General features: G+C 70.0%; 12 protein-coding genes. 6 read left to right on the top strand and 6 right to left on the bottom strand.

Going from position 1 to position 15,935, the window contains the following annotated elements:
* Positions 1 to 59 precede the first annotated feature (59 nt).
* Both E0E30_RS07160 and E0E30_RS07165 read left to right on the top strand, forming a co-directional pair.
* Positions 60 to 992: a carbohydrate ABC transporter permease gene (locus tag E0E30_RS07160; protein ID WP_130865711.1), complete on the top strand. Its 933-nt coding sequence runs from the start codon at positions 60 to 62 to the stop codon at positions 990 to 992.
* The gene (locus E0E30_RS07165) at positions 989 to 1,906 is read left to right on the top strand and encodes a carbohydrate ABC transporter permease (RefSeq protein ID WP_130865712.1); all 918 of its coding nucleotides are present in this window, start codon (positions 989 to 991) and stop codon (positions 1,904 to 1,906) included. Before E0E30_RS07160 ends, E0E30_RS07165 begins: the two co-directional genes overlap by 4 nt.
* 6 nt (positions 1,907 to 1,912) lie before the next feature.
* Here the strand turns inward: E0E30_RS07165 and E0E30_RS07170 are convergent, their stop codons facing one another.
* Positions 1,913 to 2,923 (bottom strand): LacI family DNA-binding transcriptional regulator, encoded by a 1,011-nt coding sequence (locus E0E30_RS07170; protein ID WP_130865713.1) that lies wholly within the window; start codon positions 2,921 to 2,923, stop codon positions 1,913 to 1,915.
* A 115-nt stretch (positions 2,924 to 3,038) separates the two neighbouring features.
* Between E0E30_RS07170 and E0E30_RS07175 the strand changes: the two genes are divergently transcribed.
* Genes E0E30_RS07175 through E0E30_RS07185 form a run of 3 tightly spaced genes read left to right on the top strand, consistent with a single transcriptional unit; the run spans position 3,039 to position 9,694 of the window.
* Complete coding sequence (locus E0E30_RS07175) at positions 3,039 to 6,167, top strand: alpha-mannosidase (RefSeq protein ID WP_130865714.1); 3,129 nt, start codon at positions 3,039 to 3,041, stop codon at positions 6,165 to 6,167.
* Positions 6,164 to 7,348: a glycoside hydrolase 5 family protein gene (locus E0E30_RS07180; RefSeq protein WP_130865715.1), complete on the top strand. Its 1,185-nt coding sequence runs from the start codon at positions 6,164 to 6,166 to the stop codon at positions 7,346 to 7,348. The genes E0E30_RS07175 and E0E30_RS07180 overlap by 4 nt, the downstream gene beginning before the upstream one ends.
* Positions 7,349 to 7,390: 42 nt before the next feature.
* Entirely contained in the window at positions 7,391 to 9,694 is a 2,304-nt protein-coding gene (locus tag E0E30_RS07185) for a glycoside hydrolase family 31 protein (RefSeq protein ID WP_130865716.1), read from the top strand.
* Between the two features lie 19 nt (positions 9,695 to 9,713).
* Here the strand turns inward: E0E30_RS07185 and coaD are convergent, their stop codons facing one another.
* On the bottom strand, positions 9,714 to 10,187 hold the full coding sequence (gene coaD / locus E0E30_RS07190; protein ID WP_130865717.1) for a pantetheine-phosphate adenylyltransferase: 474 nt from the start codon (positions 10,185 to 10,187) through the stop codon (positions 9,714 to 9,716).
* Positions 10,184 to 10,789: an RsmD family RNA methyltransferase gene (locus E0E30_RS07195; protein WP_130865718.1), complete on the bottom strand. Its 606-nt coding sequence runs from the start codon at positions 10,787 to 10,789 to the stop codon at positions 10,184 to 10,186. Before E0E30_RS07195 ends, coaD begins: the two co-directional genes overlap by 4 nt.
* Positions 10,790 to 10,939: 150 nt before the next feature.
* Here E0E30_RS07195 and E0E30_RS07200 point away from each other — a divergent pair, with 150 nt between their 5' ends.
* Positions 10,940 to 11,356 carry a pyridoxamine 5'-phosphate oxidase family protein gene (locus E0E30_RS07200; protein WP_130865719.1) on the top strand — a complete coding sequence of 139 codons (417 nt, stop codon included), beginning with the start codon at positions 10,940 to 10,942 and terminating at the stop codon, positions 11,354 to 11,356.
* Positions 11,357 to 11,376: 20 nt separating this feature from the next.
* Here E0E30_RS07200 and E0E30_RS07205 read toward each other — a convergent pair whose 3' ends face one another.
* The 3 genes from E0E30_RS07205 to E0E30_RS07215 form a co-directional block, all read right to left on the bottom strand.
* Positions 11,377 to 13,638: an ATP-dependent DNA helicase RecG gene (locus tag E0E30_RS07205; RefSeq protein ID WP_245306539.1), complete on the bottom strand. Its 2,262-nt coding sequence runs from the start codon at positions 13,636 to 13,638 to the stop codon at positions 11,377 to 11,379.
* A 171-nt stretch (positions 13,639 to 13,809) separates the two neighbouring features.
* On the bottom strand, positions 13,810 to 13,995 hold the full coding sequence (rpmB, locus tag E0E30_RS07210; protein ID WP_130865720.1) for a 50S ribosomal protein L28: 186 nt from the start codon (positions 13,993 to 13,995) through the stop codon (positions 13,810 to 13,812).
* Positions 13,996 to 14,198: 203 nt separating this feature from the next.
* Positions 14,199 to 15,887: a ribonuclease J gene (locus E0E30_RS07215; RefSeq protein ID WP_130865721.1), complete on the bottom strand. Its 1,689-nt coding sequence runs from the start codon at positions 15,885 to 15,887 to the stop codon at positions 14,199 to 14,201.
* Positions 15,888 to 15,935: the final 48 nt, after the last annotated feature.

Here is a 15,935-nt window from a genome sequence, read left to right on the forward strand (position 1 = left end):
TATAAGCCCCCGGTGCCATGGCCCCCGCTCCATGGCGACGACGTCGACTGGAGTGAAACGTGAGATCCCACCGACTCATGACGCCATGGCTGCTGGTCGCCCCCGCAGTCATCTGGACGTGTGTCTTCGCGCTGTACCCGTTCATCAACACGATCATCCTGTCGTTCACGAACGCGCGCCCACTGACCGGCGGCACCTTCGTCGGCCTGGAGAACTACAGCGCGCTCATCCATGACGACATGTTCTGGAGCGCGATGCAGGTGACCTTCATCTACGTCATCGCCTGCGTCCCGCTCCTGACGATCCTCCCCCTGCTCCTGGCCCTCCTGGTCGAGAAGAAGATTCCCGGGATCGCGTTCTTCCGCACCACGGCGTACTTCCCGGTCATCGCCTCGGCGGTCGTCGTCGCCCTCATCTGGAGCTGGCTGTTCGACTCCCGTGGCCTGGTCAACCAGTCCCTGCAGCTCATGGGGCTCACCGACGCCGCCGTGCCGTTCCTCGTCGACAAGTGGAAGCTCCTGGCCTGTTCCATCGGGCTCACCGTGTGGAAGGGCCTCGGCTACTACATGATCGTCTACCTCGCGGCGCTGGGGAACGTCGACGCCAGCCTCCACGAGGCCGCGTCGATCGACGGCGCCGGCACCTTCCAACGGTTCCGCAATGTCACCATTCCCGGTATCCGTGCCGCCATGCTCCTCATCGTGGCCCTCATCGCCGTGAGCGGCATGAGGATCTTCTCGGAGCTGTACGTCCTCACCAACGGCACCGGTGGCCCCGGAGGCGAGGACTCGAGCCTCGTCATGATCATCAAGCAGGTCGGCTCGGGCCTGTCCGGCCAGCTCGGCTACGCCTCGGCCCTGTCCGTCGTCCTGTTCCTGCTCACGCTCATCCCGCTGGCCTTCATCGGGTGGGCCAACTACCGCCAGCCCGGCGGGCGACGTCGACGCCAGCGCGCGAAGGCCGCCGCGCCCACCGAAGGAGGACACCGATGAGCACGACCACCCGTGACGACACCCGACTCATCGTCGAGGCCAATCGACGTCAACGTCCGTGGCGCAGTCGCCATGCCTTCGACCCCAAGCGCCCGACCCTTCCCGGGCTCATCGGCCGCTACGTCCTCCTCCTCCTCGTGGCAGCACTGTCACTCGGCCCCTTCCTGTGGCAGCTGTCGACCTCGCTCAAGAGCCTCGCCGAGGACGTCTACTCCTTCCCGCCACACCTCATCCCCCAGCACCCGACCCTCGACGCCTATCTGCGCGTGGCGCGCGTCGTGCCCATCTGGCGGTACGCCTGGCACTCGGTCATCGTCGCCGCGGTCTGCGTCATCGGCAACGTCGTCCTGTCGACCATGGCCGGGTACGCACTGTCGTGCATGAGGTTCCGCGGCAAGAGGATCGTCATGGCCATCCTCCTGTCGGTCCTGCTCCTGCCCGGGGAGGTGACCCTGACGAGCCAGTACCTCATCATCCGCGGCATGGGCCTGGCGAACACCCTCATGGGCGTCGCGATCCCGGGCGTCGTCGGGGCGATCAACGTCCTGCTCATGGCCACGGCCTGCCGGTCCATCCCCATGTCGGTCCTCGACGCGGCCACCGTCGACGGGGCCAACACCTGGGACAAGATCCGTCACGTCGTGTGGCCCAATGTGCGGGGCATGGCCTCGGTCGTCGCCGTCTTCTCGTTCATCGGCGCCTGGGACGACTTCCTGTGGCCCCTGGTGGTCCTCAACGACCCCGACAAGTACACCCTGACGGTCGGCATGCAGTACCTCAACTCGACGATGTCGACCGATCCCCGCGAGGTCGCCGCGGGCACGATGATCGCCCTCATCCCCATCATCATCGTCTTCGCCTCGATGCAGAAGGTCTTCTTCCGCGGCGTCGAGTCCGGCGGTGTCAAGGGCTGACGCGGTTCACCTGTGCGACGCCGTCGACCCCCGGACCACGAGCACCGGCGGCTCCTCGACGACGTCGGCACAGGGCCTGCCCTCGATCCTCGCCAGGAGCATGTCGACGGCGTGGGCGCCGAGCACGGACGGATCACGGCTCAGGGCGGTGAGCGCCGGCGAGAGGACCCGGCACATGGCGGCGTCCTCGAAGGAGACGACCGCGACGTCGTCCGGGACGCTCAGGCCCCGGGCACGGATCGCGATGAGACCGCCGAGGGCCAGCACCTCGTTGTCGTAGAGGATGGCCGTCGGCGGCTGACTCGACCTGAGCAGGGACGTCGTCTCCCGGCCACCGGCGTCCTCGGAGGCGTCGGTGACGGGCACGGACGCGACCGTCATCCCACGGCGTCGGCAGGCACGGCGGAAGGCCGCCTCGCGCACCGAACTGTGCGTGAGGCCGGCACCACCACCGACCCGGGCCACCCGCTGGTGACCTCGTTCGGCCAGGTGCTCGATGATCGACTCGACCGCCGCTCCGTCGTCGATGTGCACCCCGGGCAACGGGGTCGAGGGGTCGGCGCCGACGACGACCGCCGGCATCCCGAGTTCCTCGAAGAGCTGCCACCGCGGGTCGTCGACCGCGGGATCGACCAGGACGACGCCGTCGACGCGGCGCTGCGCCCACCAGCGGCGGTGCACCTCGAGCTCCTCCTCGGCGGAGCGGACCAACTGGAGCACCAGGGCCATCGATCTGGGCGTGAGCCGTTCCTCCATGCCGGCGATGAGGCGCATGAAGAACCCCTCACCGGCGAAGGACTGGTCATCACGGGCGATGACGATGCCGACGGCGCCGGCACGGTTGCCCGACAGCGCGACGGCCGCGACGTTCGGGCTCCAGCCCATGCCCTTGGCCACCGCCTTGATCCGAGCCCGTGTCTCCTCCGACACCCCGGGCTTGTCGTTGAGTGCGAAGGACACAGCCCCCGCCGACACGCCGGTCTCCTTGGCGATGTCCTTGATCGTGGGCCGTTGCATGACTCCATCATCCCATGAAATGGGGCTTCGACGGAGCATTGCAGCGATTGAGCTAAACCGAATTAGCAACTAGGCTTGCCCCAGCCGACGACGTCACTCCGGAAGGACCCCTCCCATGCATGACCATGCGCCCATTCTCGACGGCAGGGTGCGCCGACACCTGGCCGAGAAGATCCGTCCCGCCGAGACGACGACCGTCTGCCAGCTCGACGTCGAGTGGGCACCGGTGACCGACGCCGACGGCGCCACCGACCCCAACGCCCGACCGGGCGTGGTCGGTCAGGGCGAGCCGGTGAGCATCGCCGCAGGCTTCGCGCTCGACTACGAACCCTTCGAGGTCGGACGCACCTGGGGCCCGCCCTGGGGCACCACCTGGCTGCACCTCACCGCGACGGTGCCGGCCGATCTGCGCGGCGAGCACCTCGAACTCGTCGTCGACCTGGGCGGACGATGGGAGTCGCCCGGGTTCCAGTCCGAGGGTCTGGTCGTGCGTCCCGACGGCTCGATCATCAAGGCGCTCAACCCCCGCAACACGTGGATCCCCGCCGAACCCGACGACGAGGGTCGCATCGACGTCTACGTCGAAGCGGCGTCCAACCCCATCCTGCTGGCGGTGCCGCCCTTCCAGCCCACCGAGGACGGCGACAAGCTCACCGCCTCGACCCACGACCACTACAGCCTCGAGCGGGCCGACCTCGTCGTCGTCCACGACGAGGTGCGCGCCCTGGTGGCCGACGTCGTCACCCTTGAGGGGCTCGTCGAGCAACTGCCCGAGGACACCGAGCGCACCTGGCAGATCCGTCGGGGCCTCGATCGCGCCATGGATCGGCTCGACCTGGCCGACGTCACCGGCACCGCCTCGGCCGCCCGGGCCGAGCTCTCCCCCCTGCTCGAGGTCCACGCCCCGGCGTCGGCCCAGGTCATGACGGCGGTCGGTCACGCCCACATCGACTCGGCCTGGCTGTGGCCGCTGCGCGAGACCCGCCGCAAGGTGGCCCGCACCATCGCCAACCAGCTCAACCTGCTCGACCAGTACCCAGAACACGTCTTCGCCTTCCCGGCCGCCCAGCACTCCGCCTGGCTCAAGGAGGACCACCCCGACCTCTTCGCCCGTCTCGTCGACGCCGTCGCGGCCGGCCGGATCGTCCCCGTCGGAGGCATGTGGGTCGAGTCAGACGCCAACCTGCCCGGCGGCGAGGCCATGTGCCGCCAGTTCCTCCACGGCCAGCGGTTCTTCCGCGACAACTTCGGGCGATACTGCGACGAGGTGTGGCTGCCCGACTCTTTCGGCTACTGCGCGGCCCTGCCCCAGATCGCCCGGCTCGCCGGGGCCAAGTGGTTCCTCACCCAGAAGATCTCGTGGAACCAGGTCGACAAGTTCCCCCACCACTCGTTCTGGTGGGAGGGCATCGACGGCACCCGCATCTTCACCCATTTCCCGCCCGCCGACACCTACGGGTCGGATCTGTCGGCGCATGACCTGCAGCACGCCCGGACGAACTTCACCGACAAGGGCCGCTCCAACACCTCCCTGGTGCCCTTCGGCTACGGGGACGGCGGTGGCGGCCCCACCCGCGAGATGCTCGAGCAGGCCAGGCGGGTCGCCGACCTCGACGGCTCCCCCAGGGTCGTCGTCGAGAAGCCGGAGGCCTTCTTCGAGCGGGCGCAGTCCCAGCACGAGAACCCCGCCACCTGGGTCGGCGAGCTCTACCTCGAGCTCCACCGCGGCACCTTCACCAGCCAGTACGAGGTGAAGAAGGGCAATCGCCGCAACGAGCACCTGCTGCGTGAGGCCGAACTGTGGTGCGCCACCGCCGCGGTGCGCGGACTCATGAAATACCCCGCCGAGCGCCTGGCCCAGTACTGGCGCACCATCTGCCTGTACCAGTTCCACGACATCCTGCCCGGTACGTGCATCTCGTGGGTCTACCGCGAGGTCATCGCCGATCACCGACGGATCTCCGACGAGCTCACCGAGCTCATCCACGAGGCCCAGGACCTCCTCGTGGGCGCCGCGCCGGACGACCCGCGGAACGGTGAGGAGGCACCGCAGGTCGTCCTCGACGCCGCTCCCGTCCGGCGTCCCTGGGCAGGGTCCGTCGCCCTGGGCGGCGCCGCCGTCGAACCGTCGACGGCAGCACCGGTCGAGGTGACCGAGACGCCGGAGGGCGGCTGGATCGTCGACAACGGGCTCGTGCGCCTGGCCGTCGACTCCGCCGGCCGCGTCACGGGCCTGGTCGATCTGGCCAGCGGACGCGACGCGATCCCCGCGGGCACCCGCGGCAACGTCCTCCAACTGCACCCCGACTTCCCCAACATGTGGGACGCCTGGGACATCGATCCCTTCTACGCCAACTCGGTCGTCGAGCTCACCGACGGCGTCGCCTCGCTCACCCGCGTCGGTGACGGGGTGGAGATCGCGGTGACGCGCTCCTTCGGGGCCTCCACGGCCGTCCAGAAGCTCGCCGTCAACCCGGGGGACCCGCGCGTCAAGGTCCGCACCCACCTGGACTGGCACGAACAGGACAGTCTGCTCAAGGTCGCCTGGCCCGTCGACGTGCACACCGACCACGCCCGGTACGAGATCGAGATGGGCCACGTCACCCGGCCGACCCATGCCAACACGTCGTGGGACGCGTACCGGTTCGAGGTCAACGCCCACCGCTGGGTCCACGTCGGCGAACCCGGCTTCGGGCTTGCCGTGGCGAACTCCGGCACCTACGGCTGGAACGTCACCCGCGTCCCCAAGGACGGCGGCGGCACGTACAGCGTCGTCCACGCGTCCCTGCTCAAGGGAGCCAGGTTCCCCGACCCCCGGGCCGACCAGGGCGAGCACGACTTCTTCCACACCCTGCACGCCGGGGCGACCATCGAGGACGCCGTCCGCGACGGGTACGCCGCGAACCTGTGTGTCCGACGCCGTCCGGGTCACCCCGTCGCGCCGCTGGTGAGCGTCGAGGGTGCGATGGTCGAGGCCGTCAAGCTCGCCGAGGACGGCAGCGGAGACGTCGTCGTGCGCCTCTACGAACCCTACGGACGCCGCCTGGACACGACGATGGCGCTCGGTTTCGAGGCCACCGGCGTCGTCGAGACCGATCTGCTCGAGGAGCCGCTCGAGGGCAACCCGCGGGCCCGGGTGCGTCCCGGCGCGGTGACGACGCCGTTGGACGAGGGACGTCTCGGGCTGTCGCTGCGTCCGTTCCAGATCCTCACCCTTCGCCTGACGAGGTCGGGCGGACGATGAGGGTCGGCGTCAACTGGACCCCGAGCCAGGGCTGGTTCCATTCCTGGCTCGACCTCGACCTCGACGCCGCGCGCCGGGACTTCGAGGCCATCGCGGCCCTCGGCCTGGACCACGTGCGGATCTTCCCGCTGTGGCCACTGCTCCAGCCCAACCGTGGCCTCATCCGGCCCAAGGCCCTCGACGACCTCGTCGACGTCGTCCGGTGCGCCCGGCAGGCCGGGCTGGACGTCCACGTCGACGCCCTCAACGGGCATCTGTCGAGCTACGACTTCCTGCCGTCCTGGGTGACGACGTGGCACCGGTCGAACCTCTTCACCGACCCCGAGGTCGTCGCCGGCGAGGCCGCGCTGGTGACGGCGGTGGCCTCGCGGCTGGCCGAGGAGCCCGGCGTCCTGGGACTCACCCTGGGCAATGAGTTCCCCCAGTTCGCAGCCCTGGCGCCCGGTCACACCCACCCTGACCGCAGCCCCTGCCGCGTCGAGGAGGTCGACCGGTGGCTGTCGGCCATGCAGGACGCCGTCGCCGCCGGGTGGCCGGGAGCGAGCGCCCACCTGGGCTTCGACGACGACCTGTGGTTCGTCGACGACCACCCGTTCACCCCGCGGCACGCCGTGACGACCGGGCCCGCGACGACGGTCCACTCCTGGGTCTTCGCCCAGGTCGGGCCGAGGTTCGGGGCCGGGCACCCGGCGCTGACGTGGTTCCCCCGCTACCTGGTCGAGCTGGCCCGCGCCTGGAGCCCGGACCCGTCCAGGCCGATCTGGGTGCAGGAGGTCGGGGCGCCACGCACCCACGTGCCCGACGATGCCGCCGCGGACTTCGTCGCCGCGACGGTCGAGCACCTGCTCGACGCCCCCGCCGTGGAGGCGATCACCTGGTGGTGTTCCCACGACGTCTCCCGCGACCTGCTCGACTTCCCCGAGCTCGAGTACTCCTTGGGGCTGTTCCGCGCTGACGGGACGCCCAAGCCCGAGGCGCTCCAGCTGGCCGAGATGGTCGAGGATCTGCACCGAGACCGGACCGGCGCCAGGGGCGTCACGCGGACCGGGGACATCACCTTCGAGGCCGCCTGGCACGACGGCGTCGGCAGGTCCGCGTGTGCGCCGACCGGCGAGCTCTTCGCCGGCTGGGTCGAGCAGGCGGAGGCGACCGGACGGGCACCGTCGATCCGGCGGTCCTGAGGCCCCTGCGGCCCGGTCGGCGCCCACCCCTAGGATCGATCCATGACCTCCATGGTGACGACCGACCACTACCGCGTGAGCCTGCTCACGGACCACCTTGTCCGCGTCGAATGGCGTGACGATTCCGCCGTGCCCTTCGAGGACCGGCCCACGCAGGTCGTCACGAACCGCGACCTGGGACCGGTGACCACCCGGATCACCCGCGAGGGCGACGGCGTCCGGATCGCCAACGACGACTTCGAGTTCGACTACGACGGCCGCCCGTTCAGCGCACAGGGGCTGCACGCCGTCGTCACCAGCGTCGGCAACTACCACGCCCAGTGGCACTACGGGGACGACCCCTTGGAGGGGCTCACCTTCTTCGGCCAGGCCGCCAACCTCGGTGGCACCGCGCGCACCCTCGACGGTGTCAACGGCCGGTGCGCCCTTGAGCCGGGGGTCGCCGGGTACATGGGCTGGGCGGTCCTCGACGACTCCGGTTCGCTCGCGATGACCGAGTCGGGCTGGGTCGGCCAGCGCACCGGCGACGCCGACCTCTACCTCTTCCTCCACGGCCGCGACTACCGGGCCGCCGTCGCCGACTTCTACCGCCTCACCGGTCCACAGCCGGTCATCCCCCGGTGGGCCCTGGGCAACTGGTGGAGCCGCTACCACGACTACTCCGCGCAGGAGTACCTCGAGCTGCTCGACCACTTCGCCGCCGACCGGGTACCGCTCACCGTCGGCGTCATCGACATGGACTGGCACGTCACCGACGTCGATCCGGCCATCGGCCACGGCTGGACCGGGTACACGTGGAACCGGGACCTCTTCCCCGATCCACGGGACTTCCTGGCCGAGCTCCACCGACGGGGCTTGGTGACGAGCCTCAACCTGCACCCGGCCGACGGGATCCGCCGTCACGAGGAGGTCTACCCCGCCCTGTGCGAGCGGCTCGGGCGTGACCCCCGGCTCGGCGAGCCCATCCACATGGACGTCGACGACCCCGAGTTCATGAAGGCCTACTTCGAGGTCGTCCTGCACCCCATGGAGGAGGACGGCGTCGACCTGTGGTGGATCGACTGGCAGCAGGGCACGCACAGTCGCATCCCCGGACTCGATCCGCTGTGGGTCCTCAACCACCTCCACCACGCCGACTCGGGGCGGGACGGGTCGTGCCCACTGACCTTCTCCCGCTATGCCGGTCCGGGATCGCACCGGTACCCCGTAGGGTTCTCCGGCGACACGCACATCTCATGGGAGTCCCTCGACTTCCAGCCCGAGTTCACCGCGACGGCCTCGAACATCGGCTACGGCTGGTGGAGCCACGACATCGGCGGCCACTGGGGCGGGGACCGCGACGACGAGCTCATGACCCGCTGGGCCCAGCTCGGCGTCTACTCCCCCATCAACCGGCTCCACTCGACCAAGGACGAGTTCGGCGGCAAGGAGCCCTGGCACTTCGGTGGACGCACCGGCGAGCTCATGGAGGACGCCCTGCGCCGACGCCACCAGCTCATCCCGTACCTGCACACGATGAACCTCGCCGGGCACCGCGACCTCGTCCCGCTCGTGCGGCCGGTCTACTGGACCCATCCGCGTTGGGAGGAGGCCTACGTCGATCGCAACGAGTTCTGGTTCGGCGACTGCCTGCTCGTGCGCCCCGTGACGACGAAGGGCGACCCGGCGACCGGCCTGACGACGACCCGCACGTGGCTGCCGCCGGCGGAGGACGGCAGGCCCGGCACCTGGACCGATCTGGCGACCGACGTCACGTACACGGCAGGACGGTTCGTCAACCTGGCCCGGACGCTCGCCGAGACCCCCGTGCTGGCACGGCCGGGAGCCATCGTGCCCACGGCGACCGACCCCATGGCCGGGATCGAGTGGCCGACCGACCTCACGGTGCACGTCGTGGCCGGGGCGGACGGTTCCTTCGACCTGCTCGAGACGCCGGCCGACAGTGCCGAACCGGTGGTGACGACGCCGATGAGGCTGGTCGACGGCGTCCTGGAGATCGGTGCGGCCGGCGGCGACGACCTGTCACAGGTGCCGCCGGCACGGCACTGGCGGCTCGTCGTCCACGGTGCCGGGTCACCGCGCGTCGAGCTCGATCTGGGGACGGGCTCGACGAGCCAGCCGGTCCGGGTCGACCTCACCGACCTGCCGGCCCATGAGAACCCCGTGCTGGCCAGGGGCATCGCCCTCATCGACGCCGCCCAGGTGAGCTACTTCCTCAAGACCGACCTGGCGCGCATCCTGCGCTCCGGGGACGACCGGTTGCTCCAGGTGGCGGCGATCCTCGACCTCGAGGCTCCCCGCACCCTCCAGGACGCCCTCGTCGAACTGCTCACGGCCCGCGCCTGATGGGGCCGGGGCCGGCGGCTCAGGCGCCGAACCTTGCCCGCAGGGCGGCGTCGACCATGGGGGTGACGAAGGCGCCCACGTCTCCCCCGTTGGCCGCCGCCGAGCGGATCATCGAGGAGCTGATGGTGCCGAACTCGCGTCCGGCGGGCAGGAGCACCGTCTCGATGTCGCCCATGGCCTTGTTGAGGTGGGCCATCTGGAGCTCGTAGTCGAAGTCGCCGCCGAAGCGCAGACCACGGACGATGACGTCGGCCCCGTGTGCCTCGCAGAACTCGACGAGCAACCCGTCGACGGGGGCGACGCTCACCCGATCAAGGTCCTTGACGGCGTCGCGCACGAAGGCGACCCGCTCGTCCATGGTGAAGATGCCGTTCTTGGCCGAGTTGACGGCGACGCCGACGACGATCTCGTGGAAGAGGTGGCTGGCGCGCTCGACGATGTCGACGTGGCCACGGGTGATGGGGTCGAAGGACCCCGAGAACACGGCTTTCACCGGTCGTCCTCCTTCGCGACGTCCCCAGTCGGGCGGTCCCACTGGGCGTAGTGGATGGTCGTCTCGCCGTAGGAGGCCGACCACGTCTCCATCCCCTCCGGCAGGTGCGGGGCGCGGCTGCGCGCCGAACGCTCGACGACGAGCAACCCGTTGTCGACGAGCACCCGAGCCGCAGCGTCGATGAGCTCGTCGAGGTCCTCGTCAGCCAGGTCGTAGGGCGGGTCGAACCACATGACGTCGAATCGCCGCCCGGTCGTGGCCAGCCAGGAGGCCGCCGAGGACGTGGCGACCTCCACCGCCAGGGCGAGGTGGGCGGCGTTGCCCCGGATGACCGACGCCGCGCGAGCGTCCTTCTCGATGCACACGACGGGCCCGGCACCGCGGCTGGCCGCCTCCAGCCCGATCGCCCCCGAACCGGCGAAGACGTCGGCCACCGACTGCCCGGCCAGGTGCTCGGCCGGATCGGCGTCGGCGGTGCCGTTCCAGGCGGCCAGGGCCGAGAAGACGGCCTCGCGGACGCGATCGGTCGTCGGGCGGGTCGTGCGACCCGAGGGGGTGCGCAGTCGGCGTCCCCCGGCTCGTCCGGCGATGATCCTGCTCACCACGTCAGCCTATCGAAGGGTGCTCGCGGCGGTTCGTGCCGCGAACAGGTGTCGACGCGTCGAGGTCGGTCCTACCACGCCGAGTGGGCCAGGGCGCGCCGACGTGGGCCCGCGTCGGCGTCATTGGGGGTGGGCGGGCACAATGTGGTCATGGACAATGACAGCCCAATCACCACGATCGAGGAAGACACCTGCTGGGGCTACCTCGACACCGCCGAGGTCGGTCGCCTGGCGACGAGCATCGACGGCCAGCCCGAGATGTTCCCGCTCAACTTCGTCGTCGACGGCCCGAGCATCGTCTTCCGGACCGCGGCCGGCAGCAAGCTCGAGGAGATCGCCACGAACGACCGCGTCGCCTTCGAGGCCGACGGCTGGAGTGACGACGGTGGCTGGAGCGTCGTCGTGCGCGGACACGCCTCGGTCGTCACCGATCCGGCCGAGCTGGCCCGCTGCGCCAAGATGCCGCTGCTGCCCTGGGTGCCGACGGTGAAGAAGAGCTTCGTGCGGATCATCCCCGACCAGATCACCGGTCGGGTCTTCGCCTTCGGACCAGAGCCCGAGAGCTGATCCTCCGGGGAGCCGGGCCCCTATCCCTGCTCCATGAGGTCGCCCGTGGCCATCTCCTCCGTCGACCGCACGAGGTCGAGGAGACGAGGGTCATCGGGCGACTCGTCCATCCACCGCTGGGCCAGGTCACGGGAGGCCGTGACGATCTCGGCATGGTCGAGCACCCGCAGCAGCCGTAGCGGGGAATGGCGTCCGGCCTGGTCGGCGCCCAGGACATTGCCCTCGTGGCGCTGGGCCAGGTCGAGTTCGGCCAGGGCGAATCCGTCCCGGGTGGCGGCGACGGCGTCGAGTCGCTGGCGCGCCGGGGACCCCGCCTCGGCCGAGGTGACGAGCAGGCACAGCCCGGGCAGCGTGCCGCGACCGATCCGGCCGCGCAGCTGGTGCAACTGGGAGACGCCGAAGCGGTCGGCGTCCATGATGACCATCATCGTCGCCTCGGGCACGTCGACGCCGACCTCGATGACCGTCGTCGAGACGAGCACCTGTGTCTGCCCGCCGCTGAATCGCCCCATGATCTCGTCCTTGGTGGCGGCGTCGAGCCTGGAATGGAGCGCCTCGATCCGCAGTCCCCGCAACGGGCCCTGGGCCAGGAACGGGGCGAGGTCCTCGACGGCGGCAACCCCCGACGTGGCCTCGCCCACGCCACCGAGGGTGCCCTCGTCGGCGTCGTCGGCGCTGATCCGTGGGCAGACGACGAAGATCTGGTGCCCCTCGTCGGCCTCCTCCCGCACCCGCTGCCATGCCCGGTCGAGCCAGGCCCGGTGGCGCGGCAGGTCGACGACCGTCGACTGCACCTCGGCCCGACCGGCCGGCACCTCACGCAGGCTCGAGACGACGAGGTCGCCGAAGACCGTCATCGCCACCGTCCGCGGGATGGGGGTGGCAGTGAGGACGAGTTCATGCGGCTTGACGCCGTCCCCACCGGTGAGGACCCCGCGCTGCTCGACCCCGAAGCGATGTTGCTCGTCGACGACGACCAGGCCGATGTCGTGATAGTCGACGCTGCCCGACAGGAGGGCATGGGTGCCGATGACGATGCCGGCCGATCCGTCGGCGATGGCATCCTTGGCGGCCCGGGTGGCCGCGGCGTTCATCGATCCGGTGAGCAGGGCGATCCCCGTGGCCTGTTCGGGGGCGCCGAGGGTCCGGCCGGCACCCAGATCACCGAGGAGGGCGGTGAGGGTTCGGTGGTGCTGCTGGGCGAGCACCTCGGTGGGGGCCAGCAGGACCGCCTGGTGGCCGGCGTCGACCACCTGGAGCATGGCGCGCAGGGCGACCAGCGTCTTGCCCGAGCCCACCTCGCCCTGGAGGAGGCGTTGCATGGGGCTGTGCCCGGCCAGATCGGCGGCGATGTCGTCGCCCACCTGCCGCTGGCCGTCGGTGAGGGTGAACGGGAGCCGGGAGTCGAAAGCCGCCAGGAGGCCGTCGTCGCGTCCGGGGCAGGTCGGTGCGGTGCGGGTGGCGGCCTGACGGCGTCGGGAGGCCATGGTGAGCTGGGTGGCGACGGCCTCCTCCCACACGAGACGCTCGGCGGCCCGCCCGGCCTGGGCGATGGTCGCCGGTCGGTGGACCCACTCGAAGGTCTCGTCGAGTCCGGGCAGCTCGGCCTCGGCCAACAACCAGTCTGGGAGGGTGTCGTCGAGGTGGCCCAGTTGGGACAGCACGATCTGGGCGCTCTCCGAGATCGTCCACGTCGGCAGCTTCGAGCTGGCCGGGTAGAGGCCGACCAGGCCGTTGCGCATGACCTGGGTGGCCATCGTCTGTTTGTCGCCCTTGCCGACGACCTGGCCATCGCGGTCGAACATGATGAAGTCGGGGTGGGTGAGTTGGGGCCGGTCACGGAAGGAGCCGACCTTGCCGATGAAGATGCCGTGGCTGCTCAGCGTGAACTGCTTGCTCCAGTACGCGACGAGCCACTTCTTGCCGAAGAAGGTGGCGGTGAGGCTGGTGCGTCCATCGGTGAGGGTGACCTCGAGGCGTTGCCGGGCGTTGTTGCCCTGGGTGCCGCCCCTGCCGCCGGGGCCCGAACCGTTGATGTCGTGGATCTCGACCCGGGCGACGTCGGCGACGAGGGCGACCTCGGTCCCCTCGACGAGCTCGGACAGGTCGGTGGTCTCGGTGCCGGTGAGATAGCGACGGGGAAGGTGACCCATGAGGTCACCGACGGTGTGGACACCCAGGTCGGCGAAGGCCTTGGCGGTACGCGACCCGAGAACCCCACCCAGTGACCGGTGCAGTTCGGTCTGGGTGCGGGTCAGCCAGGGATCGTGCAGTCCATCCACGCCCGCGAGGCTACCGCGTGCCTCGGACGGTTTCGCGGACGTGCCCGCGACCCGACGTCGTCCGCCCGCCGTGCGCGTGGTCCAGACCCATGCCGATGCCGGCCGAGGAACACCCGACGGGACGCGACTGAGCCCGCCCCGAAGGGCGGGCTCAGGAGCCGTGGGGGTTGGTCAGCGGTTGACGCTGCCAGCCTTGAGGCACGAGGTGCACACGTTCATGCGCTTGTGCGTGCCCTCGACGACGACGCGCACACGCTGGATGTTCGGGTTCCACCGCCGGTTGGTCTTCTTGTGCGACCAGGGGACATTGTGTCCGAAACCGGGGCGCTTGCCGCAGACGTCACAGACAGCAGCCACTGGGAGATCTCCTTGTTCAGGCCGACCAGCACGGGGCGGTCGACACACGTATCACGATCGGTGGTTCCACGCGGGAACTGGACAAGACTACATGGCCGGAAGCGGGTTGCCCAAATCGCCACGGCCGGGGCCGGTGGCCCACCTCGCGTACCGTCGCCCCGGATCGTCACCGGAGGCCGACGTCCACACGACGATGGGGCCCCTCAGACGACGATGACGACCGGCACGATCATCGGACGACGTCGATAGGTCTGGGCCACCCACCGTCCGATGGTGCGGCGGACCACCTGCTGGAGCCGGTGGTCGTCGTCGACGCCGTCCTTCATGGCCTTCTCGAGCTCCACGACGATGCGGTCGCGGATCTCGTCGTAGCCGCGGTCGTCCTCGGCGAATCCCTTGGCCTTGATGGCCGGCCCGGAGACGATCGTCGCGTGCTTGGGGTCGACGGCCGCCGAGACCGAGATGAACCCCTCCTCACCGAGGATCTTGCGGTCGGCCAGGGCGTCGGGGGTGAGCTCGCCGACCCCGGTGCCCTCGACGAGGATGTACGAGGCGTCGACCTTGCCGACGACGCTGGAGCGGCCGTCCTCCATGTCGACGACCCCGCCGTCGGTGACGACGATGACGTTGTCCTCGGCCACCCCGGTCGAGCGGGCGATGGCGGCGTTCGCCGTGAGGTGGCGGACCTCGCCGTGGATCGGCATGGCCGCGCGCGGGCGAACGACGTTGTAGGCGTAGAGCAGTTCGCCGGCGGCGGCGTGTCCGGAGACGTGGACCAGCGCGTTGCCCTTGTGGACGACGTTGGCCCCCTGCCCGATGAGCCCGTTGATGACGCGGGTCACGGCGTTCTCGTTGCCGGGGATGAGGGAGCTGGCCAGCAGGACGGTGTCGCCCTCGCCGATGGTGATGTCGCGGTGCTCACCGTGGGCGATCCGGGCCAGGGCGGACAGCGGCTCGCCCTGCGACCCGGTGCAGATGACGACGACCTCGTCGTCCCGGTAGCTGTCGAGGTCACGCAGCTCCACCAGGCTGTCGCCGGGCACGTGGAGGTAGCCCAGGTCTCGGGCGACGGCCATGTTGCGCACCATGGACCGGCCGACATAGCAGATCTTGCGGCCGTGTCTGACGGCCGTGTCGATGATCTGCTGGACGCGGTGCACGTGCGAGGCGAAGGTGGCGACGATGAGCTTGCGCCGGGCGACCTCGAAGGTGTGGTCGATGGCCGGCAGGAGGTCGCGCTCGGAACGGATGAACCCGGGGACCTCGGCGTTGGTGGAGTCGACCATGAAGAGGTCGACGCCCTCCTCACCGAGCCGGGCGAAGGCCCGCAGGTCGGTGAGGCGCCCGTCGAGGGGCAGCTGGTCCATCTTGAAGTCGCCGGTGTTGAGGATCGAGCCGGCGTCGGTCTTGACGTGGACGGCCAGGGCGTCGGGGATGGAGTGGTTGACGGCGACGAACTCGACGTCGAACTCCTCGCCGACCTCCTCGACGTCCCCCTCGGAGACGACGCGCAGGTCGTAGCCGCGGATGCGGTGTTCCTTGAGCTTGGCCTCGACGAGGGCCAGCGTGAGTTTGGAGCCGTAGACGGGGATGTCGGCGCGGCGCTTGAGGAGGTACGGGACGGCGCCGATGTGGTCCTCGTGGCCGTGGGTGAGCATGAGCGCCTTGATGCGGTCGAGCTTGTCGTCGAGGTAATCGAGGCCGGGGAGGAGGAGGTCGACGCCGGGGTGATCGTCCTCCGGGAAGAGGACGCCACAGTCGATGAGGAGGATCTCGCCGTTGATCTCGTAGCAGGACATGTTGCGACCCACGTCGCCCAGGCCGCCCAGCGGGATGATGCGCAGAACGCCGGGTCGAAGAGCGGGTGGGGTCTTGAGTCCTTGTGAAGCCACGGTCTCAGCCTACCGGTTCGACGGCGGGGCCGGACTCCCACGAGGCTC

Origin of the sequence: Acidipropionibacterium timonense, from assembly GCF_900605005.1 — a bacterium.
Lineage (GTDB): Bacteria > Actinomycetota > Actinomycetes > Propionibacteriales > Propionibacteriaceae > Cutibacterium > Cutibacterium timonense.